Source organism: Saccharopolyspora sp. NFXS83, assembly GCF_026241095.1.
In the GTDB taxonomy this organism is placed as follows: Bacteria; Actinomycetota; Actinomycetes; order Mycobacteriales; family Pseudonocardiaceae; genus Saccharopolyspora_C.
Window position 1 is genome coordinate 221,382 of sequence record NZ_JAPFGB010000003.1, and the last position, 22,997, is coordinate 244,378.

20 protein-coding genes are annotated in these 22,997 nt (G+C 71.4%); 7 read left to right on the plus strand and 13 right to left on the minus strand.

What is annotated here, in order from left to right:
- Window positions 1–191 precede the first annotated feature (191 nt).
- Window positions 192–1,427 carry a cytochrome P450 gene (locus OOZ19_RS04745; RefSeq protein WP_266088640.1) on the minus strand — a complete coding sequence of 412 codons (1,236 nt, stop codon included), beginning with the start codon at window positions 1,425–1,427 and terminating at the stop codon, window positions 192–194.
- Window positions 1,428–1,633: 206 nt separating this feature from the next.
- Here OOZ19_RS04745 and OOZ19_RS04750 point away from each other — a divergent pair, with 206 nt between their 5' ends.
- Window positions 1,634–1,789 (plus strand): hypothetical protein, encoded by a 156-nt coding sequence (locus tag OOZ19_RS04750; protein WP_266088642.1) that lies wholly within the window; start codon window positions 1,634–1,636, stop codon window positions 1,787–1,789.
- A 41-nt stretch (window positions 1,790–1,830) separates the two neighbouring features.
- Here OOZ19_RS04750 and OOZ19_RS04755 read toward each other — a convergent pair whose 3' ends face one another.
- The 5 genes from OOZ19_RS04755 to OOZ19_RS04775 all read right to left on the minus strand — a co-directional run bounded on the left by OOZ19_RS04755 (window position 1,831) and on the right by OOZ19_RS04775 (window position 8,402).
- Window positions 1,831–3,246 carry a rhamnulokinase gene (locus OOZ19_RS04755; RefSeq protein ID WP_266088644.1) on the minus strand — a complete coding sequence of 472 codons (1,416 nt, stop codon included), beginning with the start codon at window positions 3,244–3,246 and terminating at the stop codon, window positions 1,831–1,833.
- 239 nt (window positions 3,247–3,485) lie between these two features.
- Window positions 3,486–5,525 (minus strand): bifunctional aldolase/short-chain dehydrogenase, encoded by a 2,040-nt coding sequence (locus OOZ19_RS04760; protein ID WP_266088646.1) that lies wholly within the window; start codon window positions 5,523–5,525, stop codon window positions 3,486–3,488.
- 35 nt (window positions 5,526–5,560) lie between these two features.
- The gene (rhaI, locus tag OOZ19_RS04765; protein ID WP_266088648.1) at window positions 5,561–6,733 is read right to left on the minus strand and encodes an L-rhamnose isomerase; all 1,173 of its coding nucleotides are present in this window, start codon (window positions 6,731–6,733) and stop codon (window positions 5,561–5,563) included.
- A complete protein-coding gene (locus OOZ19_RS04770; protein ID WP_266088650.1) occupies window positions 6,730–7,098 on the minus strand; it encodes an L-rhamnose mutarotase in 369 nt (122 codons plus the stop codon). The genes rhaI and OOZ19_RS04770 overlap by 4 nt, the downstream gene beginning before the upstream one ends.
- Window positions 7,095–8,402 carry an MFS transporter gene (locus tag OOZ19_RS04775; RefSeq protein ID WP_266088652.1) on the minus strand — a complete coding sequence of 436 codons (1,308 nt, stop codon included), beginning with the start codon at window positions 8,400–8,402 and terminating at the stop codon, window positions 7,095–7,097. Before OOZ19_RS04775 ends, OOZ19_RS04770 begins: the two co-directional genes overlap by 4 nt.
- Before the next feature lie 324 nt (window positions 8,403–8,726).
- Between OOZ19_RS04775 and OOZ19_RS04780 the strand changes: the two genes are divergently transcribed.
- Window positions 8,727–9,305, plus strand: coding sequence for a DinB family protein (locus OOZ19_RS04780; protein WP_266088654.1), 579 nt, complete (start codon window positions 8,727–8,729; stop codon window positions 9,303–9,305).
- A gap of 22 nt (window positions 9,306–9,327) precedes the next feature.
- On the opposite strand, the gene OOZ19_RS04785 is transcribed toward OOZ19_RS04780, so the two are convergent.
- Window positions 9,328–9,747 carry a PPOX class F420-dependent oxidoreductase gene (locus OOZ19_RS04785; RefSeq protein WP_266088656.1) on the minus strand — a complete coding sequence of 140 codons (420 nt, stop codon included), beginning with the start codon at window positions 9,745–9,747 and terminating at the stop codon, window positions 9,328–9,330.
- 264 nt (window positions 9,748–10,011) lie between these two features.
- Window positions 10,012–10,905, minus strand: a complete 894-nt coding sequence (locus OOZ19_RS04790; protein WP_266088658.1) for a poly(ethylene terephthalate) hydrolase family protein — start codon at window positions 10,903–10,905, stop codon at window positions 10,012–10,014.
- 329 nt (window positions 10,906–11,234) lie between these two features.
- On the opposite strand from OOZ19_RS04790, the gene OOZ19_RS04795 reads away from it, so the two are divergent.
- The 5 genes from OOZ19_RS04795 (at window position 11,235) to OOZ19_RS04815 (ending at window position 16,788) form a co-directional block, all read left to right on the plus strand.
- On the plus strand, window positions 11,235–12,659 hold the full coding sequence (locus OOZ19_RS04795) for an FGGY-family carbohydrate kinase (protein WP_266088660.1): 1,425 nt from the start codon (window positions 11,235–11,237) through the stop codon (window positions 12,657–12,659).
- Window positions 12,656–13,558: a hypothetical protein gene (locus OOZ19_RS04800; protein ID WP_266088662.1), complete on the plus strand. Its 903-nt coding sequence runs from the start codon at window positions 12,656–12,658 to the stop codon at window positions 13,556–13,558. The genes OOZ19_RS04795 and OOZ19_RS04800 overlap by 4 nt, the downstream gene beginning before the upstream one ends.
- Before the next feature lie 265 nt (window positions 13,559–13,823).
- Window positions 13,824–15,203, plus strand: coding sequence for a sugar porter family MFS transporter (locus tag OOZ19_RS04805; protein WP_266088664.1), 1,380 nt, complete (start codon window positions 13,824–13,826; stop codon window positions 15,201–15,203).
- On the plus strand, window positions 15,200–15,817 hold the full coding sequence (locus OOZ19_RS04810) for a P-loop nucleotide/nucleoside kinase family protein (RefSeq protein ID WP_266088666.1): 618 nt from the start codon (window positions 15,200–15,202) through the stop codon (window positions 15,815–15,817). Before OOZ19_RS04805 ends, OOZ19_RS04810 begins: the two co-directional genes overlap by 4 nt.
- Window positions 15,766–16,788, plus strand: coding sequence for a LacI family DNA-binding transcriptional regulator (locus tag OOZ19_RS04815; RefSeq protein ID WP_266088668.1), 1,023 nt, complete (start codon window positions 15,766–15,768; stop codon window positions 16,786–16,788). The genes OOZ19_RS04810 and OOZ19_RS04815 overlap by 52 nt, the downstream gene beginning before the upstream one ends.
- A 4-nt stretch (window positions 16,789–16,792) precedes the next feature.
- Here OOZ19_RS04815 and OOZ19_RS04820 read toward each other — a convergent pair whose 3' ends face one another.
- The 5 genes from OOZ19_RS04820 to OOZ19_RS04840 all read right to left on the minus strand — a co-directional run bounded on the left by OOZ19_RS04820 (window position 16,793) and on the right by OOZ19_RS04840 (window position 22,748).
- Window positions 16,793–18,154, minus strand: a complete 1,362-nt coding sequence (locus OOZ19_RS04820) for a hypothetical protein (protein ID WP_266088670.1) — start codon at window positions 18,152–18,154, stop codon at window positions 16,793–16,795.
- A gap of 208 nt (window positions 18,155–18,362) precedes the next feature.
- Window positions 18,363–19,211 (minus strand): sugar phosphate isomerase/epimerase family protein, encoded by an 849-nt coding sequence (locus OOZ19_RS04825; protein ID WP_266088672.1) that lies wholly within the window; start codon window positions 19,209–19,211, stop codon window positions 18,363–18,365.
- Window positions 19,208–20,383, minus strand: a complete 1,176-nt coding sequence (locus OOZ19_RS04830) for a dihydrodipicolinate synthase family protein (protein ID WP_266088674.1) — start codon at window positions 20,381–20,383, stop codon at window positions 19,208–19,210. Before OOZ19_RS04830 ends, OOZ19_RS04825 begins: the two co-directional genes overlap by 4 nt.
- Window positions 20,380–21,531, minus strand: coding sequence for a Gfo/Idh/MocA family protein (locus OOZ19_RS04835; protein ID WP_266088676.1), 1,152 nt, complete (start codon window positions 21,529–21,531; stop codon window positions 20,380–20,382). The genes OOZ19_RS04830 and OOZ19_RS04835 overlap by 4 nt, the downstream gene beginning before the upstream one ends.
- Window positions 21,532–21,731: 200 nt before the next feature.
- Window positions 21,732–22,748 (minus strand): LacI family DNA-binding transcriptional regulator, encoded by a 1,017-nt coding sequence (locus tag OOZ19_RS04840; protein ID WP_266088678.1) that lies wholly within the window; start codon window positions 22,746–22,748, stop codon window positions 21,732–21,734.
- Window positions 22,749–22,997: the final 249 nt, after the last annotated feature.

Genomic DNA, 22,997 nt, shown 5'->3' on the forward strand with positions numbered 1-22,997 from the left:
GAGGGAAAAGCCGTCCTCGTGAGGAAGCCGCTGGGAACCCGCCGGTGGTCGGCCCGCTCAAGCTGGTCACTGCTCATCGGCTTCGCCGCTGACAGGAGAAGAACGCTGCTCCCTGGAACGACCGGTTCGAAGACAGGCTTCCAGCGGCTTCGCCGCTGACAAGATCGACAGGTGCGGGCAGAACGGCGTGATCACCAGTCGACGAGGAGGCTGTGGACGCCGTAGTTGACGGCTGCGGAGCGCAGCGGTACTCGTTCCGGGGCGACGGCCAGGCGCAGTCCGGGAAATCGTTCGAGCAGGCCGGAGAATCCCGCCCGCAGCTCCACTCGGGCGAGCTGCGCGCCCAGGCAGTGGTGGATGCCGTGGCCGAAGGCCAGGTGCCCGGCGCCTGATCGGCCGAGGTCGAGCCGGTCGGGTTCCGGGAACTGCTCGGGGTCCCGGTTGGCCGTGGACAACGACAACGTGACCAGCTCGCCCCGGCGGATGGTCTGGCCGTGCAGTTCGACGTCCTCCAGCGCCGTGCGGGTGGTGCCGAACTGGTTGATCGTCAGGTAGCGCAGCAGCTCCTCCACCGCCGTGCCGATGGCCGACGGGTTCTCGCACAGCCAGGCGAGCTCTGCGGGGTGGGCCAGCAGGGCGTAGGTGCCCAGCGCGAGCATGTTGGCCGTCGTGTCGTCCCCTCCGGTGATCAGCATCGCGCTCATCGTCGCGATCTCCTCGTCGGAGAGCTCCCCGTCGGCCACCAGCGCGCTCGTCAGGTCCGTGCCGGGGGTGGTGTGCTTCGCGCGCACGTGCTCGCGCAGTTCCGCCAGCAGCCGCTCCCACGCCTGCCCGGCCTCCTCGGGGTCGGCGTCGAGCCGGAGAAGCGCTTCGGTGGTCGCCCGCACCGACGACCGTTCCAGCGGCATCCCGAGCAGGTCGCGGATCACGTGGAAGGCGATGGGGCTGGCGAAGGACTCGACGAGGTCGACGGGCCCGCCCGCGCTCTCCATCACGTCGAGCCGTTCGGTGACCGCCCGTTCCACCAGCGGCTCCATCTCCCGCACCCGGCGGAGCGTGAACGCCGACACGAGCTTGCGCCGGTACCAGGTGTGTTCCGGCGGGCCCATGACGCTGAACAGGCCGGGCGCGGCGGTGGCGTCCTGGGGTTGCTGGTCGGCCGGCCCGCGCAGCAGGTCGATCCGGGCGCTGAAGCGCTGATCGGTGAGCACTTCGCGGACCAGGGCGTAGCCGGTCACCAGCCATCCCGGCGCGTCGCCGGGGTGGTACATCCGGGTCAGCGGCCGGTGCGGGAGCAGGTCGCGCAACCCGTCGTGCGGGGCGAACGGGGTGCTGCGGGTGGTGGGGTGCTCGACGAGCGCGGCGGTGCTGCTCCCGCGTTCGTCGGGGGACGGCCGTTCGGCGCGGTGGAGGGACACAGTCGCCATGCTCCGGGCCGATCGGCGCCGTGTCAGGAGGAATCACTCGGCCGTGCAGCGGTGTCGCCCGGTCGCCGGAGCGGAATCCCGTTCGGCACAAGGGGATTCCGCCCATCGGGCAGCACGATCACCGCAACGCGCGGGTGCTCGCGCCGCGCAGCGGGCCGTGGTGCGCTCGGTGACCTCCCCGATGTTCGGCTCGGCGCCGCGCCAGAGTGGTGGCGGTCGACGGTTTCCCGCGAGCACCGCGGTTCGGCGCCCGGTACGTGGCGGCGTTGCTCGACCTGCACCCGCGCGGGCGGGCGCAGCCGACCCTGGACGGCCTCACCGCTGGTACCCCGGAAGCGCTGTTCTGGCACCGCGATCGGTGATCCGGTGCTGAACCGGGACTGCGCCACCGCGCGGACCCGGTTCAGCGGGACGGCCGGTACCGGCGCAGTTCGCACGTGCGGCGCACGAGGTCCCGCATCGATTCCAGGGTGCCGGTGACCATGCCCGCCGTTCTGGCCTGCACGAGCACGTTGCCGAGGGCGGTGGCCTCCACCGGCCCGGCGATCACCGTGCGCCCGGTGCGTGCGGCGGTCAGCTCGCACAGCAGCTCGTTGCGCGCCCCGCCGCCCACGACGTGCACGGTGGACAGCGCGCGGCCGGTGAGCCGCTCCAGCAGATCGATGGACTCGGCGTACGCGGTGGCGAGGCTTTCCAGGATGCAGCGCACGAATTCGGCGCGGGTCCCCGGAACCGGCCGGTCGTGCTCGGTCAGCCAGGCCGCGATGCGGGCGGGCATGTCGCCGGGCGGGAGGAACCTGGCGTCGTTCGGGTCGAACTCGGCGACCCGGCCGGGTGGGACCGCGGCGGCCTCCGCCAGCAGCGATTCCAGGTCGACCGCCGGGCCGTCTCGGCTCCACCGCTCGACGGATTCGGTGAGCAGCCACAAGCCCATCACGTTGTGCAGGTAGCGGATCCTGCCGTCGACGCCGAGCTCGTTGGTGAAGTTCGCCGCCCGGCCCCGCGCGGAGAGCACCGGCCGCTCCAGCTCCGCGCCGACCAGCGACCAGGTGCCGCAGGAGATGTAGGCGAACGACTCGTCCCGCGCGGGCACGGCCACCACCGCCGACGCGGTGTCGTGCGAACCCACCGCCGTGACCGCCAACCGGTCCGCGCCCAGCTCGTCGGCCACATCTGGGGTGACCTCGCCGATTCGCTCTCCGGGTGAGACGAGCCGTGGCAGCAGGTCCCTGCTGATACCGAGCCGGTCCATCAGCGGCTCCGACCAGTTCGACGTCCGCGCGTCGAGCAGACCCGTCGTGGAGGCGTTGGTGCGTTCCGCCACCTGCTCGCCGGTGAGCCAGTAGGCCAGCAGGTCCGGGATGAGCAGCATCCGCTCGGCCAGTTGCAACAGTCCTGACTCGCGCTCGGCGGCGAGCTGGAAGGTGGTGTTGAACGGCAGGTGCTGCAAGCCGTTCACCTCGTAGAGCTCGGCGGGGCCCACCATGTCGTGCACGGTGGGCACCGCCGCCGCGTTGCGGTCGTCGCGGTAGTGGTGCGGCATCCCGAGCATCCGGCCGCCGCGCAGCAGCGCGTAGTCCACCGCCCACGAATCGATGCCGACGCTCGTGAGATCCGCTTCCCGCGCCGCCTGCCGCACCCCGTCGCACACCTCGCGGTACAGCTCCACCACGTTCCAGTGCAACGCTCCCCGGATGCGCACGGGCCGGTTCGGGAACCGGGCGACCGCGCGCATCCGAAGCTCGTCCGGCCCGACGTGACCGAGCATCACCCGCCCGCTGGTGGCGCCCAGGTCGACCGCGGCGACCGCCTCGCCCATGTCCCCTCCTCAAATCCGCCGACGAACTCCCAGCTGCACGAACGGATGCCCCAGCATTGTCGGCGGCGAAGCCGCTGAGCAGTGACCACCAGAGCAAGCCGGCCACCCAGCGGGTTCTCAGCTGTCCTCTCGCGAGGACGGCACTTCCGTGCGCGGCGGGGCCGCTCGCGAGAGTGATCCCGCAGCGAGAGGACAGCTGAGGTTCGGCTACCCGACCCGCACCGCAACAAGACCGGGCGTCACCGCAGGAACGCCGCGGCCACGCCCGCGTCGACCGGGACGTGCAGGCCCGTGGTGTGGCTCAGGTCCCCGCCGAGCAGCGCGAACACGGCGTTCGCGACGTGCTCCGGCAGCACCTCCCGCTTGAGCAGGGTGCGCTGGGCGTAGAACTCGCCGAGGTCCTCCTCCGCGACCCCGTAGACCTTCGCCCGCTGCGCGCCCCAGCCGCCGGCGAAGATGCCGCTGCCGCGGACCACGCCGTCCGGGTTGACGCCGTTGACGCGGATCGCGTGCCCGCCGAGTTCGGCGGCCAGCAGCCGCACCTGGTGCGCCTGATCGGCCTTCGTGGCGGAGTAGGCGACGTTGTTCGGCCCGGCGAACACGCCGTTCTTCGACACGACGTAGACGATGTCGCCGCCGAGTCCCTGCTCGATGAGCACCTTCGCCGCCGCCTTGCTGACCAGGAACGAACCCTTCGCCATCACGTCGTGCTGGAGGTCCCAGTCGGCGGCGGTCGTCTCCAGCAGCGGTTTCGACAGCGACAGCCCGGCGTTGTTGACCACCACGTCGAGCCCGCCGAACGCCAGCACCGCGGCGTCGACCGCGGCGGCCACGGCGTCCTCATCGGTGACGTCCGCGCCCACGCCCACCGCGACGTCCGGTGACCCGATCTCGGCGGCGGCTTCCCGGGCTTTGGCCTCGTCGAGGTCGGCGAGCACCACGGTGGCCCCGTCGCTCGCGAGGCGGGCGGCGGTGGCCTTGCCGATGCCGGAGCCGGCCCCGGTGACCAGTGCGACCTTCGTCGCCAGCGGCTTGGGGGCCGGGCGGCGCCGCAGCTTCGCCTCTTCCAACGCCCAGTACTCGATGCGGAACTTCTCCCGCTCGTCGATGGGGGAGTAGGTGGACAGCGCCTCCGCGCCGCGCATCACGTTGATCGCGTTGACGTAGAACTCCCCGGCGACGCGGGCGGTCTGCTTGTCGCCGCCGTAGCTGAACATGCCGACGCCGGGGATCAGCACGATCGCCGGATCCGCGCCGCGCATCGGCGGCGAGTCGGGCGTGGCGTGGCGCCGGTAGTAGGCCGCGTAGTCCTCGCGGTACTGCGCGTGCAGTTCCTCGAGCCGCCGCACGGATTCTTCGACCGGGGCGGTCGCGGGCAGGTCGAGCACCAGCGGCTTCACCTTGGTGCGCAGGAAGTGGTCGGGGCAGCTCGTACCGAGTTCCGCCAGCCGGGGATGTTCCGCGCGCGCCAGGAAGTCCAGCACTTCCGGTCCGTCGGTGAAGTGCCCGACCTGGCGCTTGTCGGTGCTCGCGAGACCGCGCAGAACCGGCGCGAGCGCGGCGGCCTTGGCTCGCCGCTCCGGCTCGGGCAGCGCCGCGTAGCCGTCGAGGACCGCGCCGAACGGATCGGGGCGGCCGTGCTCGGCGATGTGCTCGGCGGCCGTGTCGATGATCCACCGCGAGTTGCGCTCGCAGTCGTCGCTGCTCTCGCCCCACGCGGTGATGCCGTGCCCGCCGAGGACGGTGCCGATCGCCTCGGGGTGCGCCCGCTTGATCTCGGCGATGTCCTGACCGAGCTGCCAGCCGGGTCGCCGCCACGGCACCCACACGACCTTCTCGCCGAAGATCTCCCGCGTCAACTCCGGGCCGTCGGCGGCGGTGGCGAGGGCGATCCCGCTGTCGGGATGCAGGTGGTCGACGTGGTCGGCCTCCACCAGCCCGTGCATCGCGGTGTCGATGGACGGCGCGGCGCCGCCCTTGCCGTGCAGCGCGTAGTCGAAGGCCGCGACCATCTCGTCCTCGCGGTCCACACCGGGGTACACCCCGGACAGCGCGCGCAACCGGTCGAGGCGGAGCACGGCCAGCCCGCGCTCGGTGAGCGTGCCCAGGTCACCACCGGAGCCCTTCACCCACATCAGCTCGACCGGCTCGCCGGTGACGGGGTCGGTGTCGTGGCCCTTGGCGGAGGTGTTGCCGCCCGCGTAGTTGGTGTTGCGCGGGTCGGCGCCCAGCCGGTTGCTCCGGGCGATCAGTCCTTCGACGGCGCTGGAATTCGCCATGGCGGCAGCGCTCTCCTCTCCTGCTCGGTAGGACATCAGGCTCCCCACCCGGCCTGCGCGCCGCCGACGCGCTGCTCGGCGAGGTAGCGGGCGTGGCCGGATTCGGCGTAGGCGCGCATCGGTTCCGCGGGCAGCCCGCGGGACGCGCGCCACTGCGCCAGCGCCGGTCGCACGTCGGTCTGGAAGGCGTCCATCAGCACTTCGTTGGCGCCCAGCACGTCGTGGGAGTCCTGCGCCTTCGCGAGCGCCGCGCGGTCGACCAGCAGCGCCCGCGCGGTCATCTCCTGCACGTTGAGCACGGACCGGATCTGCGCGGGGATCTTCTCCTCCACGTTGTGGCACTGGTCGAGCATGAAGCGCACCGGCGAGCCTTCGTCGAGGCCGCCGCCCGCGACGACCTCGTGCAGCACCCGGAAGAGCTGGAACGGGTCGGCCGCCCCGACGATCAGGTCGTCGTCGGCGTAGAAGCGCGAGTTGAAGTCGAACGAACCGAGCTTTCCCAGGCGCAGCAACTGCATCACGATGAACTCGATGTTGGTGCCCGGCGCGTGGTGCCCGGTGTCCAGGCAGGTGAACGCGCGGTCGCCGAGCGCGCTGACCTGGACGAACGACGTTCCCCAGTCGGGCACGTCGGTGTGGTAGAAGGCCGGTTCGAAGAACTTGTACTCCAGCACGAGCCGCTGGTGCTCGCCGAGCCGCTCGTAGATCTCGGCCAGCGACTCGGCCAGCCGGTCCTGCCGGGCGCGCAGCGAATCCTGGCCGGGGTAGTTGGTGCCGTCGGCGAGCCAGATCTTGAGATCGGTGGACCCGGTGGCGTGCATGATCTCGATGCACCGGAAGTGGTGGTCGACGGCCTTGCGCCGCACGGCCGCGTCGGAGTGGGTGAGGCTGCCGAACTTGTAGGCCTCGTCCTGGAACGTGTTCGAGTTGATCGTGCCCAGCTGAACTCCGAGCTCCTCGGCGTGCGCCTTGAGCGCGGTGAAGTCGTCGACCTGGTCCCACGGGATGTGCAGCGCCACGGCGGGCGCCAGGCCGGTGAGCTCGTGCACCTTGGCGGCATCGGCGATCTTCTCCTGCGGCGTGCGCGGCGTTCCCGGGGTGCCGAACACCTTGAACCGGGTTCCCGAGTTGCCGAACGCCCAGCTCGGCAGCTCGATGGCCTGGCGGGCGAGGGTGCCGGTGATCTCCTCGAAACGAGGCGGGGTCATGCGCGTTCTCCTTCGCACGGATCGGTTTCCGGTAGGTCGGCGAGCTGATCGGCCAAGTGGAAGACCTCGTCGAGCGCGGTGGCCGCCTGGTCGGCGCGTCCGCCGTCGCCGACGAACAGGTCCGCCATGCACCGCTCCCACCGCGCGGCCACGGCCGACGCGGCGAGGTGGGCATCGGAGGCGGCGGCGGAATCGGTCTCGTAGTACCCGATGAGCAGCCCGTCCGAGCGCAGGAACAGCGAGTAGTTGCGCCGCCCCGACGCTTCGATCTCGCGCAGCATCTCGGGCCACACCGCGGCGTGGCGGTGCCGGTACTCGTCGAGCCGTTCGGGGTCGACCTGGAGCTGGAAGCACACGCGGGTCACGAGCCCACCACCGCGCCGCCGGTGCTCTCGGGCGTCGTGCCGTAGCGCTCGCGCTCGATCTGCTGGAGGCTCTTGCCCTGCGTGCGGGGCGCCCAGATCGTGCCGATGAGCAGCGAGGCGATCAGGAACCCGAGGATCAGCGTGCCGAGCCCGCGCAACCCGATCTGCGTCAGCAGCGCGGGGAATCCGACGCTGAGCAGGCCCACCAGCACCCGCGCGGCCAGGAACAGCACGCCCTGCGCGCTGGCCCGGTACCGGGTGGCGAACAGCTCGCTGGCCCACAGCCCGTAGAACGCCTGCGCGCCGATGCCCGAGGACACGCCCCAGCCGACCGCGAACACGAGCAGGGTCGCGGTGTTCGCGGGAGCGTAGATCAGCGCCGCCCAGGCCAGCACGCCCAGCGCGGCGCCCGCGCAGTACAGCAGGCGGCGGCTCACCCGATCGGCGAGCAGCATGAACCCGAAGTAGGTCGCGACGCTGGTGCAGCCCCACACCAGGACCTGCAGCAGGTACTGCTCGGTCACGGAGGTGAGGCCGACCGCGTCGTACACCCGCGGCTGGAAGATCCCGGCCTGACCGGCGACCGCGTTCCACAGCGCGTACACGCCGAACAGGAACAGCATCGCGAGCAGGTTCGTCCTCCTGCTGAACAGGCCGCGCACGCTGCTCAGGAAGGTGACCTGCTGCCCCGGATCGTCCTTGCGGTCGCGCCACAGCCTCGATTCCGCGAGGCCGCGGCGCACCCACCAGGTCACGGCCGCCACCACGAACAGGTGCAGGAAGATCAACCGGCTGCCGAGCAGCCCGAACGGGGCGGCCACGACCGCCAGCAGGTAGCCGAGCGTCGGCCCGATCGACCACGCGAGCTGCGCGGCGCCGACGTGGGCGGCCCGCTTGTCGTGCGGTGCCTCTTCCGCGATGTAGGTCCAGGAGGCGGTGACGCCGGCGCCGACGGCGATGCCGGTGAGCACGAACGCGGTCAGCAGCATCCCGAAGGACGTGGCGAACACCGCCAGCAGCACGCCGAGCATGTACAGCAGCAGGTCGTAGGTGTAGATGAACTTCCGGCCGTAGCGGTCGCACAGCGGCCCGCCGATGGCCGCGCCCGCGGCGGCGCCGAACGCGTTCGCGCTCAGCGCGGCGAGCAGCCCGACCGCGAGGTCGTCCAGCCCGAAGCGCTCCTGCCAGAGGCTGAGGCTGGTGGCGATCGCGATGATCGAGCCCGCCTCGATGTAGTTCGACATGGCCACGGCGATCGTCGCGCGCCAGCCGGTCGTGCGTTCGCTACCGAACCGGACCCCCATCGGTCCTCCTGTCCATCGGCTCTGATGTCGCAGGCTCCGGCGTCGAGCGCACGGAGTATTGAAACGTTTCAATCAATGGACACGCACGATAAGGGGTGGCGCCGCCGGTGGACAAGGCCCTGCTGGTCTAGCGTCAGGTGCTCCGGCTGCGACCGAGTCTGGAAAGTTCCGGAACCGATGCCGATGAGGTCGGGTCGCTGCTGAGCTCGACGCGTGGGGGATCGCTGGTCGCGCTGATGTGTAACGATTGAAATCGGGCGTGATCGGGACTAGGCCCGGGGCGAAGGCCGCGCGTTGTCGGACCGGCGCACTACGGTGCGCTCCATGGGCGAGACGACGATCGCGGAAGATCTGTTGCACTACCTCCAGCAGTCGCGCGACACCGTGCTGCGGGGACTGGACGGGCTGGGGGAGTACGACGCGCGACGTCCGCTGACGCCCAGCGGCTCGAACGTCCTCGGTCTGATCAAGCACTTGGCGGGCGTCGAATCCGGCTACCTCGGCGACTGCGCGGGGCGCCCGTCACCGGTGCGGCTGCCGTGGGTCGAGGACGGCTCGATCTGGGACGGCGCGGACATGTGGGCCACCGCCGAGCAGTCCCGCGGCCACCTCGTCGGGCTCTACCGGGAGGCCTGCGCGCATTCGGACCGGGTGGTGGCGGAGCTTCCGCTGGGGGCGCCGGCGCACGTGCCGTGGTGGCCGCCGCACCGGCGGGACACGACCTTGGGGCACCTGCTGGCGCGCGTGGTCGCGGAGACCGCGCAGCACGCGGGGCACGTCGACGTCCTGCGGGAGGGCGTCGACGGGCGGGGCGGGCCCGACCACGACGCCTTCGGCGACGCGGAGCACTGGGCGGCCTACGTGGGGCGGATCCAAGCCGCGGCCGACGAGCACCGCGGCTGATCCGTCCCCGTTCCGCGGCGGGTCAGCCGGGCTGGCTGCTGTCCTTCTGGCTGCCCCAGCCGTGCCAGCGGTCGATCTCGATCAGCGCGGACACCCGTGGCCGCTGCCGGTCGGGGTACTGCTGGCCGAGGTAGTGCTCGGCCAGCCGGTCGATGTCGGTCAGGCCGGTGTCCTCGCGCACCTCGGTGACCCTGCCGAGCAAGGTGACGTGGGTGTACCAGTCGCCGCTGTCGAGCACGGTCAGCGTGACGCGCGGGTCGCGGCGGATGTGGGCCAGCCGCTTGCGGCCCTCGTCCATGTTGACCAGCACCTTGTCGTTCTCCCACAGGTACCAGGTGGCGGCGGAGACCGGCTGCCCGTCCGAGCGCAACGTCGTGATGGTCGACGGGTTGGGCTTGCGCAGCAGGGCGATCGTGTCGGCGGGCAGCGGTGGCACGGACATGGGTCCTCCTCGTTCCTGCGTGGTCGTGCTGGCCGTGGCCAACGTACCGGCGCGCGCGGCCCGGCGCCGCAGCAGTCGGCGTGATCGCGGAGTCCCGGTCGAGTGTGGAGGGTGCGGCCGGGCGCATCGACGACGAGCGGACGAAACCGCTTCGGTTCGAGGAAATCGACCCTGTTGGTACACAGTGGACTGGGTGCTTCGTGGCCGTGGCGCGCGAACGCCGCCGCGCCGGACGGCACGACGGCGATCGATCCGCGGTGAGCACTACCCGATCGGGCAGGTGTCCCGGTACTCCTGGATCTCGGGTCCGCTCGGCGGCGGGCACAGGAACCGGTCGTAGCGGGTGTCCTCGTCGACGAAGCGCTTCAGCCAGGCGATGCTCGACTTCGCGATGGTGGTGTTGTCGGTGTTCGGGGCGAGGTGTCCGGCTCCGGCGAGTTCCAGGTACGCCTTGTCTGGATCTTCGGGGAGGCTCTCGTAGAACGGCTCCGCGTGGGTGCGGACCGAGGCGACGGTGTCGTCCTCGGCGCCGATGATCAGCGTCGGGGTCTGCACGGCGGACCAGTCCTTGACGGTGTTCCACGGCGTCAGGGGAATCGCGGCCCGCAGATCCGGGTTGTCGAGGGCCGCTTGCAGCGAGCCGCCGCCGCCCATCGAGTGCCCCATCACGCCGAGCCGGTTCGGGTCGATGCGATCCGCCGCGCCGGATTCGGTGGTCAGGTGGTCGAGCGCCGCGAGCAGCTGGCGGGCCCGGGCGTCCGGCTGGTCGTAGCGGCTGAGCGTGTCGATGGTGAACACCACGAATCCCTGCGATGCCAGCCGGGGGCCGTACCAGGACATCGAGGATTGGGTCCCCGTGTAGCCGGGGGAAATGGCCACCGCGCCGAAGGTGCCTTCGGAAGTGTCGGTCGGATAGTAGATCGTGCCGCCGCCGAAGTCGCTGACGCTGGTGCGCGACACCACTTCTTCCTCGACGGCGAAGCTGCCGAGGGGGGCTTCGATGCTCTCGTCGGTCGGGTCGGGGCCGCGCTGGTAGGAGTCCTCGGCGGCGTGCGCGATCGGCGAGCCGCCCGCCAGCAGGCCGAGCAGTGCGGTCGCGGCGACCAGGGTGCGGCGGTTGCGGCTGCGGCCGGTCGGTGAGGGCGATGTTGCAGTCATGAACCACGCCTTTCTCGAAGCGAATCGATGAGCGGTGCGCACTGCAGGGCACGGGGTTGATCACCACCGGTGCCGGGAATATCACGTTCCGATGATGTTGCCCGTTGCCTACTGGCGCGTCAAGAAGTCGGTTCCGCCGTCGGATTCGACGCGCCTTCTTCCTGCGGTGCGGCGCGATTTCGCTTCCGGGTGAGGTTCGCGCCGGTCATGCGTATGACATCGATGTCCTAGGTGAATCGAGAAAGCTTTGACATCGATGACATGACTCGCGTTCCATCTGTGCCAGCCGGCAGAGCGGCCGGCGTCGTGGCCCGAAGGAGCGTGCCGAGGTGGAGTTCGCAACGACCGAAGCGGTCGTCGGCATCGACGTGGGCAGCACCGAGATCAAAGTGCTCGTCACCGATCGGCGCGGCGGGACGTTGAGCCTCCGGCGCACGCCGACCGACTGGCGCCGCACCGCCGACGGGCACAGCGAACTGCCCGCCGAGCTGCTCCTGAGCAGGGTCCTGTCCACGATGGCCGGTGCCGTGCAGGTGGCAGAGCGGTCCGCCCACGGCCTCCGCGTCGCGGCCGTCGCGATCACCGGGATGGCCGAGTCCGGGGTCCTGCTCGATCACGGCGGCACCCCGCTGCACCCGATCATCGCGTGGTTCGACCAGCGCGGCGGAGCCGAACTCGCCGCTCTGCCCGGAGATCTGGCGCGCGAGTTCAGCGCGCACACGGGACTGCCGCTGAGCCCGCTGTGCTCGTTCGCGAAGCTGAACCGGCTCGTCGAGCAGGGCCTGTCCCCGCGACGAGCCGGGCGCTGGCTCAACGTTCCCGAGTACGTCGCGCACGCGCTGGGCGGCGCGGCGGTCACCGAACCGTCCCTCGCCTCCCGGACCGGGCTGCTCGACCAGGCGACCCAGGCGCCGTGGACCCCGGCGCTGGAGCACCTGGGGCTGCCCGCCGCGGTGTTGCCGCCGCTCACCCCCGCCGGGACGCCGATCGGCAACGTCGACCACCCCGCGGTCCCGGAGCCGGTGCGCGGCGCGGTGCTCAGCGTCGCCGGGCACGACCACCCGGTCGCCTCGGTCGCCAGCGGTGTCTGGCACGGCGAGCACCTGTTCGACTCGTGCGGCACCTCCGAGGCGCTGCTGCGCGTCGCTTCCGCGCCGCTGCGCGACGACCAGCGCGCACGGCTCACCGGCGAAGGCATCGCGCAAGGGATGCACGTCCTGCCGGGCCGCTGGATCCTGCTCGGCGGCACTCGCGGCGGCCTGCTGCTGGACCAGGTCCTCGCGCTGGTGGGCCGCAAGGAACAACCGGGCCGGGCGGAACTCGACGAGCAGTGGCTCAGCGCACCTCCCGAAGGCGGAGCCGTCCAGGTCAGCGGTGCGCACGCCCGCAGCGAGCACGTCGACGTGCGGCTCGGCGGGGACGACGCGACACCGCTGCGGGTGTGGTCGGCGGCGCTGTCGCACGCCATGGCGGAGACCGACGCCGTGATCGCGCTGATGGCCGCGGAAGCCGGGCCGCACGAGCACGTCACCGCCGCGGGCGGCTGGACCCGGATGGGCAGCTTCCGCGCCGCGAAGCAGCGCAGCCTCCCCGAAATCGCCTACTCGCGCATCGACCAGCCCAGCGCCTACGGCGCAGCCATCTTCGCCGCCCGTGCCGCCGCGCACGCCGACGGCGAGACCGCGGTGTCCGCAGTGGACATCGCCCGTCATTTCACCGAGAACACCCTCGACACCATCGGAGCGCAACCATGACCGCGGCCCTCGCCGACATCGCCCAGTCCGACGGCACCTTCGCCATCGTCGCGCTCGACCAGCGCAACACCTTGCGGCGCATGTTCACCGCCGCGAACCAGCCCATCGACGACGACCTGCTGCGCCGGTTCAAGGGGGACGTGGTCGGCGGGCTCTCGCCCAGCGCGAGCGGCCTGCTCGTCGACCCCGACTTCGGTGTTCCGGCCGCCGTCGAGGACGGCAACCTCGCACCCGGCGCCGGGCTCGCGGTCGCCGCCGAGCCGTCCGACCGCGGGAAGTTCGGCGACGAGCCGCTGACCCGCCGCGAGCCCGCGCAGAACGCCCGGTGGGTGCGCGACATGGGCGGGCACGCCGTGAAGTTCTTCGTCCAGCTGCGCGCGGACCGGGACCGCGAGCTCGGCGGCCGGGACGTCTCGGCGGAGGCGGTCGACGCAGCCGCGGAGGTCGTCGCGGACTGCCGCGCCGACGGCGTGCCCTCGGTGATCGAGAACCTGATCTACCCGCTGCCCGGTGAGGGCGAGCTGTCCCCGCAGGCCCGCGCCGACGCGATCATCGAGTCCGCCCGCGCGCTCGACGAGCTCAAGCCCGACCTGCTGAAGCTGGAGTACCCGGGTTCGGCCGAGGCGTGCCGCCGGCTCGCGGAGGTCGTCACCGTCCCGTGGGTCGTGCTCTCCGCCGGGGTCGGCTTCGACGAGTTCCAGGACGTGCTGCGGATCTCCTGCGACGAAGGCGGCGCCTCCGGCTTCATCGCCGGGCGCGCCTTCTGGAAGGACGCGGTGGCGCTGGACCAGCCCGACCGCCGCCCCTTCCTCGCCGACACGGCCCGCCGCAGGCTCGATCAGTGCGTGACGGCCATCCAGGGCCGCGCCACTCCCTGGACCTCGATCACCGCCGCCTGACCGGGAAGCCGATGGACGGTCCGCGCAGCGGGTCGTTCAGCGCAACCTCAGCGGTTTCCTCGCCGCCCCTTCGCCGCGATGTGGCGGAGCTGCCGGCACGGCGACATCGCCGCTCTCGCGAGGAAGCCGCTGAGAACCCGCCGGTCGTCGGCTTGCTCAAGCCGGTCACTGCGCAGCGGCTCCGCCGCTGGCAGGACGACGAACGACTCTGAAGATTCCGCACCGCTCTTTCCCGGCAGCGTCGCCGGAGAAATGAGGTTCGACCGTGGCCACCACGTCACTCGATCCCGCACCACCCTCCCGCGCCGCCGGGAAGGCCGTCACCGGAGCCGCGCTCGTCGCGGCGCTCGGCGGGCTGCTGTTCGGCTACGACACCGGCGTCATCTCGGCGGCCCTGCTCTACATCGCCCCTGAGTTCCAGCTCTCCGAGCTGTGGCAGCAGGTCGTGGTGGCCTCGCTGCTGGTCGGGGCGATCGTCGGCGTCGGGCTCGGCGGCGTCATCGCCGACGCCCTGGGACGCAGGCGCACCCTGTCGATCACCAGCGTGGTGTTCACCGCCGGTGCGGTGATCTCGGCGCTGGCACCGGATCTGCCGACGCTGCTCGGTTCGCGGCTGCTGCTCGGCTTCGCCATCGGTACGGCGTCGTTGTCGGTGCCCGCCTACATCGCCGAGATCGCGCCGCCGGAGAAGCGCGGCAGCCTGGTGTCGATCAACCAGATCATGATCAGCTCCGGGATCCTGCTGTCCTACATGTCCGGGTACGTGCTCGCCGAAGCGGGCGCGTGGCGCTGGATGCTGGGGCTGGCCGGACTGCCGTCGCTGCTGATGTTCGCCGGCCTGTTCCGGCTGCCGGAGAGCCCCCGCTGGCTCGTCTCGCGCGGGCGGCTGCCGGAAGCGCGCGAGGTGCTGCGGCGCATCGTCGGTCCTGACCGGGTCGAATCGGAGCTGCGGACGTTGTCCTCGGCGGTCACCGCCGAGGACGGCGTGACCTACCGGGACGTGCTCAAGCCCGCGATGCGCCCGGCGATCTACCTCGGCATCGGCGTGGCCGCGGTGAACCAGCTGGTCGGCGTCAACGCGATCACCTACTACGCGCCGACCTTGCTGACCAAGGCCGGGTTCGGGGCGTCGGCGGCGATCCTGTCGTCGGTGGGCATCGGCGTGGCCAACGTGGCGTTCACCCTCGTCGGGCTGCTGCTGGTCGACCGGATCGGGCGCCGCCCGCTGCTGCTGGTGGGTCTCGGCGGGGTCGTCATCTCGCTGGTGGGGATCGGCCTGCTCTACGCGGTGACAGACCTCAGCGGCGGGTGGGGCGTCGCGCTGGTCGCGCTGCTGATCACCTACGAGGCGATGTTCTCGGCCAGCATCGGACTCGCCATGTGGCTGATCAACAGCGAGATCTTCCCGACCGCGCTGCGCGGCAAGGCCGGCAGCTTCGGCATGTTCACCCACTGGGGCCTGAACCTGATCATCTCGCTGACCGTGCTGAGCGCCTTCGAAGCGTTCACGCCCAGCGGGCTGTTCTGGCTCTACGCCCTGTTCGGCCTGATCGGCTTCTTCTACCTGAAGAAGTACCTGCCGGAGACCCGCAACCGCACGCTCGAAGAGGTCGAGGAGATCCTGCGGGCCAGGGCGCGGAAATGAGCCCGCTCGCGGTGTTCGTCTCCGGTGCTCCGGCCAGCGGCAAGACCACGCTGGCCGGGGCGCTGGCCGAACGGCTGGGTGCCGCGCTGCTGGACCTCGACGTCGTCACCGGGCCGTTGACCTCCCTGCTGGGCGAGGTCAGCGGCGCGGGGGCGGCGCTGGACCACCCGTGGATGCGGGAGCACGCCCGCGGTGCGCGCTACGAGTCCCTGCTGGCCACGGCGTTGGACTCGGTGCGGGTCGGCACCTCCGCGGTGCTCGTCGCGCCGTTCACCGCCGAACGTGCCGACCCCGCTTCGTGGACGGCCGCCACCGAGCGGTTCCGCGCCGCGGGCGCCGACCCGGTGCTGGTCTGGATGGACAGCCCGCCGGAGGTGATCCTGTCCCGGATGCGCGGGCGGGCCGCCGAACGCGACGCCGACAAGCTCGCCGACCCGGCGAAGGTGCTGGCCGCGCGGGCGGCCCCGCCGATCACGCCGCACGTTAGGGTGGACGCGACGCGGCCGACCGCCGAGCAGCTCGCCGAGCTGGACCGGAGCGGCCTGAGTGGAAGGAAACCGGCGTGCCTGGAGGCAACGTCACGCTCTACGACGTGGCCACCGCGGCCGGGGTGAGCCCGAAGACCGTCTCCCGGGTGATCAACGGGGCGGCCGGGGTCTCCGAAGGCACCCGCGACCAGGTGCAGGCCACCATCGAGGAGCTGAACTACCGGCCGAACTTCCACGCCCGCTCGCTGCGGGTGGGCCGCGACGAGGCGATCGGCGTGGTGCTGGAATCGCTGTCGGACCCGTTCTTCGCCGAGATGGCCAGCGTCATCGAGCAGAGCGCGCTGGAACGCGGCCACGCGGTGCTCGTCTCCAGCGTCGGCGGTGACCCGGAACGCGAGCACGGGCTGGTGGAAAGCCTGCTGCAGCGCCAGGTCTCCGGCCTGATCATGGTTCCGGTGAGCCGCGACCAGAGCTACCTGCGCGCCGTCGCGGGCAACACGCCGGTGGTCTTCGCGGACCGTCCGGCGCGGCCGGTGACCGGGCTCGGCACCACCGTCCTCGGGGACGACTTCGGCGCGGCGGAAGCCGCGACCCGGCACCTGCTGCACTCCGGGCACACCCGGATCGCGCTCATCGGCGACCGGCCCGACGTCTACACCACCGGCGAGCGGATCCGCGGCTACCGCAGCGCCATGGAGTCCTCCCGAGTCGGGGTGGACGAGCACCTCGTCAAGACCGGCTTGTCCAGTGCGGCGGAAGCCCGCAGCGCACTCGACGACCTGCTGCGCTCGCTGGAGCCGCCCACGGCGGTGCTCTCGTCGAACGCGCGCTGCTCGCTCGGCGTGGTGCCCGCGCTGCACGCGCGCGGGCGCCCCGACATCGCCTTCATCAGCTTCGGCGACTTCCCGATGGCCGAGTCCCTGTACCCGGCGGTCACCGTCGTCGACCAGGCCCCCGCCGCCATCGCCCGCACCGCCACCGAGGAGTTGTTCAAGCAGCTCGACGGCACGGCCGGAACCGGCGCGACCCTGACCCTCCCGCTGAACCTGCGCGCCCGCGGCTCGGGTGAGATCCCGCTCTCGGCGGTGGGGCGGTAGGGGGTTAGGAGAGCGGCCGGTTGCTCTGGCGTCGAACGCGGATGGCCAGCAGCGCTCCACTCGCATCCATGTGCACGTGTCCCTTCCACTCCCGTTCGGCGCTCGTCTTGTTGCGGTGCCAGGCCTTCAGCGCGGTCGGTACGCGTGCTTCGTGCTCGTCGAGCCGTCCAGCCGCCAGCAGGTCGTACTGATCGGCGAGGAGTGCGGAGTACACCTCGACCCGACGTCCCTTCAACCGGAACACCTGATCGGTGCCCACGAACGACATCCCGCCGAGGGTGATGCTGGCGTCACCCTGAGCTCCCGGTACCGAGTCGGCCCCGGTCGTTCCGAGGCGTTTGCGTTGGCGCTCCGTCAGGAGATCGCTCGCTGCCGCGCGGTCGCCTGCGAAGGTGAGCAGGGAAGCAGCGCTGGTTCGGACCAGGAGCCGGGACAACCATCCCCGGCGGTCTTCAGGAACAGCGAACCCCGGGCGCGAACTCTGCCGCCCATCAGCGTCGATGCAGGTGATCCATGGTGGGAGATTGAGGTCCTCGGCGGGCAGGGACACATCCGCAGCGGCGAGGACGCCGTTCCCCTCAGCAGCAAGCAGACGGGTCTCGATGTCGTTGCCGTGGCGCAGTCCCGTGGCCGTCATCAGTGCAGGAACAGGATTCCCGCGGAGATCTGATTCGCCGATCAGTATCGTGTGCACGCGCTGTTGGGACAGCACCAGCTGGCCGTGGAGGGAATCGGGTCTGCTGTGGGAACCTCTGGTGTCGATTGCTACGAGCCGTGGGGGACTTCCGGGTTTGCGCCCGACGAGGAAGTAGTTCGGTCTCGTCGCCGTGGTACCCGCTGCGGGTTTTCCGCTTCTCACCCCGCAGAACGCCGTGAGCACGAGTTCGGCGTCAAGGGAGTCGAACCGGTAATCGGGGTACTGCTGTCGCAGGACGTGCTGGGCGGCGGCCAAGCCGAACGAAGTTCCGAGGTCTCGCGCCTGGACCGCTTTCCGGTGGTAGTTCAAATCATTGCCGTCCCCGCTCAGCCTCAGCCGGCCTCGTGAGGCTGCATCGAGTGACGTCACATAACGCAGGCAATCCCAGTGCTGTGCCAGCGCACGGGCGGAACCTTGTCCGGCGAGGGCGGTGGCGCGAGCGAAGGTGTGCAGTACCTGCCAGGGGGTGACCGACATGTGGTCTCCCGGGCGCACTCCCGGGACGGGAGTGACCTGCTTCGGGCGAGCATGCGGCTGTTGTCCGTTCTTGATTCGTCCGCGGTCGAGTTTCGCGGGGCGGGTGCGAACCCGGTCAGCCAGGGCTGAGGACGACTGGAACAGTACGTCCGATTCCTGGTTGAGGTTCTTCAGCGCGGCATGGATCTTCACTCGCCCTCCACCGGTGCTTGATCGTCTCGGCGTTCTCAACTCACCACACGGATCGCGCCGCTGTCTGCCGCCTGTCGGCTGACGTTCGGAGCAGCGTTCTCGGCCGTTGTTCGTCGTCCGATCGGCGCAGGATTGCGGCTTTCAGCGGGTGGTCCAAGGGCTGTCGGTGGCGACGTGTGATCACAGATGGGCTGGTGGGGACAACGGATCAGGCGGTCAGGTGGGGGAGGACGAGTTCTCGGTAGCGGGCGGTCATCGTTGTGATCACTTCGTCGCCGGGGGCGGACCAGATGTCGGAGTTGAAGATCTCCACTTCGACGTCGCCGGTGTAGCCCGTGTCGGCTATCGCGCGGGTGATCGGGGTGAAGTCGATGACGCCGTCGCCCATCATGCCGCGGGACAGCAGGGCGTCGGCCGCGATGGGGAGGTTGAAGTCGCACACCTGGTAGGCGGCGATGCGGTTCTCGTGACCGGCGCGTGCGATGCCGTGGGCCAGGTTCGGGTCCCAGAAGACGTGGAAGGTGTCGACGACCACGGCCACCGCGTCCGGCGGGTGCGGTGCGGCCAGGTCCAGCGCTTGGTCCAGCGTGGAGAGCACCGCGCGGTCGGCCACGTACATCGGGTGCAGGGGTTCGAGCACCAGGCGCACGCCGTGCTCGCGGGCGAACGGAGCGAGTTCGGCGAGCCGGTCGGCCACTCGGGCGCGCGCTCCGGCGAGGTTACGATCGCCGTTCGGCAGACCGCCCACGACCAGGATCAACGCGTCCGTGTTCAGCGCGGCGGCTTCGACGATCGCCGCCTGGTTGTCCGCCAGCGCCGCTCGCACCCCCGCCGGATCGGCGGCGGTGAGGAATCCGCCCCGGCACAGGCTGGAGACCCGCAGTCCCGCGTCGCGCACGGTCTTCGCCGCCGCCTCCAACCCCGCCTCGGCGACCCGGTCGCGCCACAGCCCGACCGCGGGCAGTCCGGCCCGCGCCGCGCCGTCGATCGCTTCGCGCAGCGTCCACCGCTTCGTGGTCGCCGTGTTCAGCGACAGCCTCGCCAGATCGCCGGTCATGTCCGCACTCCGTTCACCGCGAGGAACTGCCGCATCCGGTGGGCCGCCAGGCCGGGATCGAGCAGCAGGCCCGCGCGGTCGGCCGACCGGAGCACCTCGGCGAGGTGGGGGACCGACCGGCCGGCGTGCAGACCACCGGCCATGGCGAAGCCGGGTTGGTGGCCGTTGAGCCACGACAGGAACGCGATCCCGGTCTTGTAGTGGAACGTCGGCGCCTCGAACAGGAGTCGTCCCAACGGTTCCGTGCTGTCCAGAATGGACTTCGCGGTCCCCGGGTCGTCGCGGTCGAGGGCCTGGATCGCGGCGGAGGCGGCCGGGTAGATGGCCGCGAACACGCCCAGCAGCGCGTCCGAATGGTCGGTGCCTTCGCCCACGATCAGCTCGGGGTAGTTGAAGTCGTCGCCGGTGTAGAGGCGCACGCCCTCCGGCAGAGCGGGCCGGAGCGCGATCTCGTGCTCGGCGTCGAGCAGCGAGACCTTCACGCCGTCGACCTTCTCCGGCCGCGCCCGGATGATCTCCAGGAACGTCGTCGTCGCCACCGCCACGTCCTCGCTGCCCCAGTACCCGGTGAGCAGCGGGTCGAACATCGGCCCCAGCCAGTGCAGGATCACCGGCGCGTCGGCCTCGTCGAGCAGCGCGCCGTACACCGCGGCGTAGTCCGCCGCGGAGCGCGCGATCGCGGCCAGCGCGCGCGAGGCCATCACGATGGCCGTGGCACCGCTGTCCGCCACGACCTCCAGCTGCTCGCGGTAGGCCGCCAGCACCGCGTCCAGGCCCGCTCGCCCGGACGGGAGCCCGTCGAGGTCGAGCTGGTCGGTTCCCGCCCCGGCGGCGATCGCGCCACCGGCGGCTCGCGCCTCGGCGGCCGAGCGCCGGATGAGCTCGGCCGCCTGCGTCCAGCCGACGCCCATGCCGCGCTGCGCGGTGTCCATCGCCTCGGCGACCCCGAGCCCGTAGGACCAGATGCGGTGCCGGTACGCCAGGGTCGACTCCCAATCGATGTCGGCGGGGGCTCCCGGCACGTTCTCGCCCAGCGCCCGGGGCACCACGTGCACCGCCGCGTAGGCGAGGCGAGTCCTGAGTGGACGGTCGGGTTCCGGCCAGCTCCGGGGCGGGGCGAGCACGTGCTCGACGAGGGTGCCGTCCGCGCGGGGCAGCAGCAGCGCGGTCACGGCGCCACCTCGCCCAGCTCGACGCGGCGTCCCTCGCGGGAGGACGTGAGCCCCGCCTCGGCGAGCCGCAGCCCGCGCACTCCCGCCAGGAAGTCGTAGGGGTGGTCGCCGTCGTCGTGCAGGAAGCGCACGAACTGCTCCCACTGCGCTTTGAAACCGTTGTCGAACTCCCCGTTGTCCGGCACGGGCGACCACTGCTCCCGGAACGGGGTGCGCTCCACCAGGTCGGGGTTCCACACCGGTTTCGGGGTCGCGGCGCGGTGCTGCGCGCGGCACTGGTGCAACCCGGCGACGGCACTTCCGTGCGTGCCGTCCACGTGGAACTCCACCAGCTCGTCGCGGTGCACGCGGGTCGTCCACGAGGAGTTGAGCTGCGCGATGATCCCGCCGTCGAGCTCGAAGATGCCGTAGGCGGCGTCGTCGGCGGTGGCAGGGTAGGCGTCGCCGCTCTCGTCCCAGCGTTGCGGGATGTGCGTGACGACGCGCGCGGTGACCGCCTCGACCCGGCCGAACAGGTTCTCCAGCACGTAGTTCCAGTGCGGGAACATGTCGGTGGTGATGCCGCCGCCGTCCTCCTTGCGGTAGTTCCAGCTCGGGCGCTGCGCCGGTTGGAGGTCGCCTTCGAAGACCCAGTAGCCGAATTCGCCGCGGACCGACAGGACGCGGCCGAAGAAGCCGCTCTCCACCAAGCGCCGCAGCTTCAACAGGCCCGGAAGGTAGAGCTTGTCGTGCACCACACCGGCCCGCACGCCCGCGTCGCTCGCCGCGCGGGCCAGCCGCAGCGCGCCCTCGACGTCGTCGGCGATCGGCTTCTCGGTGTAGATGTGCTTGCCCGCGGCGATAGCGCTGGTGATCGCGGGCTCCCGCACGCTGGTCAGCTGCGCGTCGAAGTAGAGCGCGTCCTCGGCGTCGGACAGGGCGGTGTCGAGGTCGGTGGTCCACCGGTCCACGCCGTGCCGTTCGGCGAGTTCCGCTAGCTTCTCGGCGTTGCGGCCGACCAGGATCGGGTCGAGCCGCACCCGGCTGCCGTCGGAGAGCTCGACACCGCCCTGCTCCCGGATGGCCAGGACCGACCGGACCAGGTGCTGGCGGTGTCCCATCCTGCCGGTGACGCCGTTCATGATGACGCCCAGCCTTTGCTCCGTCATGCGGTACCGCCTTTCTGGAAAGCGCTTACCGAAACCGTAGGCGGAAGTCTGTTCGCGAGGCAAGGTGCCACGGACGGCGATTCCCGGCGCGACGCCATCGTGGAAAGGCGCTCAGAACGGGACTTCGATCTGAGCCCCGCCGGCGGCGAAGCCGCTGAGGTTCCGCCGCCCGCCCCACTGCGCGGATCGGCCCGAACGGCTCAACGCGGGGGAGTGCTCTCCCGGACCACGACCTCGCCGCGCACCTTGCGGCGGCGGGGTTTGCCGTCGGCTTCGTTGAGCACCAGGTCCAGCGCCATGCCGCCCATCTCGGTCAGCGGCAGCCGGACCGTGGTCAGCCCCGGCGTGACGTCGCGCAGCGTCGAGATGTCGTCGAAGCCCGCGACCGCGAGATCACCCGGCACGTCCACGCCGCGCTCCCGGCAGGCCGCCATCGCGCCCAGCGCCATCAGGTCGTTGATCGCGAAGGCGCAGTCGACCTCCGGGTGCTCGTCCAGCAGCCGGTGCATCGCCCGGAACCCGCCGGCGCGGGTGAACTCCTCGGCCAGGCAGACCGGTTCTCCCTCGGCGGATTTCCGCCAGCCCGCGGCGAAACCGTCGCGGCGATCGCGCGAGACCAGCAGGCGCTCCGGTCCGGTGAGGACGGCGGGACGCCGGTAGCCGAGATCGGCGAGCTCCACCGCCAGGTCGTGGGCGCCCCGGCGGTTGTCGACCACCACGGTGTCGACCGGCAACCGGGGTTCGCTGATCGCGGCCACCCGCCCGCCGGCCTCGGTGAACGGTTCCACCTGGGCCGCGAGCTCCCGCAGGTGCGCGCGGTCGTTGGTGCGGCTGCCCGCCAGCACGATCGCGCGCCCGCGCTGGCGCCGCAGCGCCGCGAGCAGCTCCAGCTCGCGTTCGGGCCTGCCGCCGGTGCTGCACAGCATCACCAGCAGTCCGTGCTGCTCGGCGGCGTTGGCCAACCCGGCGGCGATGGTGGAGAAGTACGGGTCGGAGATGTCGTTGACCAGCAGCCCCACCAGGTCGGTGGAGCCCCGCGCCATCGACTGGGCCTGGGCGTTGGGCGTGTAGCCGAGCCGGGCGGCGGCTTGCAGCGTGCGCGCGTGCAGCTCGGCCCGGACGACGCGTTCGCTGCCGTTGAGCGCGCGGGACGCCGTCGCGAGCGACACGCCCGCCTCCTTGGCGACGTCGGTGAGGGTCGCTGCACGTGCCGGCACCGGGCGCTCCTTCCACGGGGAATGCGTATTCCGAGGATAGCGCCCGCGTGGGATCGCAGAGAGCTGCGCGGGGGTCCGGGTCGGAACCCAGCGGCTTCCTCGCTGGGAGATCGCATTCGCGGGTGGCTCGGCCACGCGCACGATCGCCGCCCTCGCGGGGAAGCCGCTGAGAACCCGTCGCGGTGCCGGTGTCCCAGGTGGTCACCGCTCACCGGGTTCGCCGCCGACGAGGCGCAGAGCGAAGACCAC

Excerpts from the sequence above, each read along its gene's own strand:
- OOZ19_RS04775 (WP_266088652.1), bottom strand. The coding sequence starts at position 8,402 with ATGGGGGTCCGGTTCGGTAGCGAACGCACGACCGGCTGGCGCGCGACG.
- OOZ19_RS04800 (WP_266088662.1), top strand. The coding sequence starts at position 12,656 with ATGACCGCGGCCCTCGCCGACATCGCCCAGTCCGACGGCACCTTCGCC.
- OOZ19_RS04825 (WP_266088672.1), bottom strand. The coding sequence starts at position 19,211 with ATGACCGGCGATCTGGCGAGGCTGTCGCTGAACACGGCGACCACGAAG.
- rhaI (WP_266088648.1), bottom strand. The coding sequence starts at position 6,733 with ATGACCCCGCCTCGTTTCGAGGAGATCACCGGCACCCTCGCCCGCCAG.
- OOZ19_RS04790 (WP_266088658.1), bottom strand. The coding sequence starts at position 10,905 with ATGACTGCAACATCGCCCTCACCGACCGGCCGCAGCCGCAACCGCCGC.
- OOZ19_RS04745 (WP_266088640.1), bottom strand. The coding sequence starts at position 1,427 with ATGGCGACTGTGTCCCTCCACCGCGCCGAACGGCCGTCCCCCGACGAA.
- OOZ19_RS04785 (WP_266088656.1), bottom strand. The coding sequence starts at position 9,747 with ATGTCCGTGCCACCGCTGCCCGCCGACACGATCGCCCTGCTGCGCAAG.
- OOZ19_RS04755 (WP_266088644.1), bottom strand. The coding sequence starts at position 3,246 with ATGGGCGAGGCGGTCGCCGCGGTCGACCTGGGCGCCACCAGCGGGCGG.
- OOZ19_RS04835 (WP_266088676.1), bottom strand. The coding sequence starts at position 21,531 with ATGACGGAGCAAAGGCTGGGCGTCATCATGAACGGCGTCACCGGCAGG.
- OOZ19_RS04810 (WP_266088666.1), top strand. The coding sequence starts at position 15,200 with ATGAGCCCGCTCGCGGTGTTCGTCTCCGGTGCTCCGGCCAGCGGCAAG.
- OOZ19_RS04780 (WP_266088654.1), top strand. The coding sequence starts at position 8,727 with ATGGGCGAGACGACGATCGCGGAAGATCTGTTGCACTACCTCCAGCAG.
- OOZ19_RS04760 (WP_266088646.1), bottom strand. The coding sequence starts at position 5,525 with ATGGCGAATTCCAGCGCCGTCGAAGGACTGATCGCCCGGAGCAACCGG.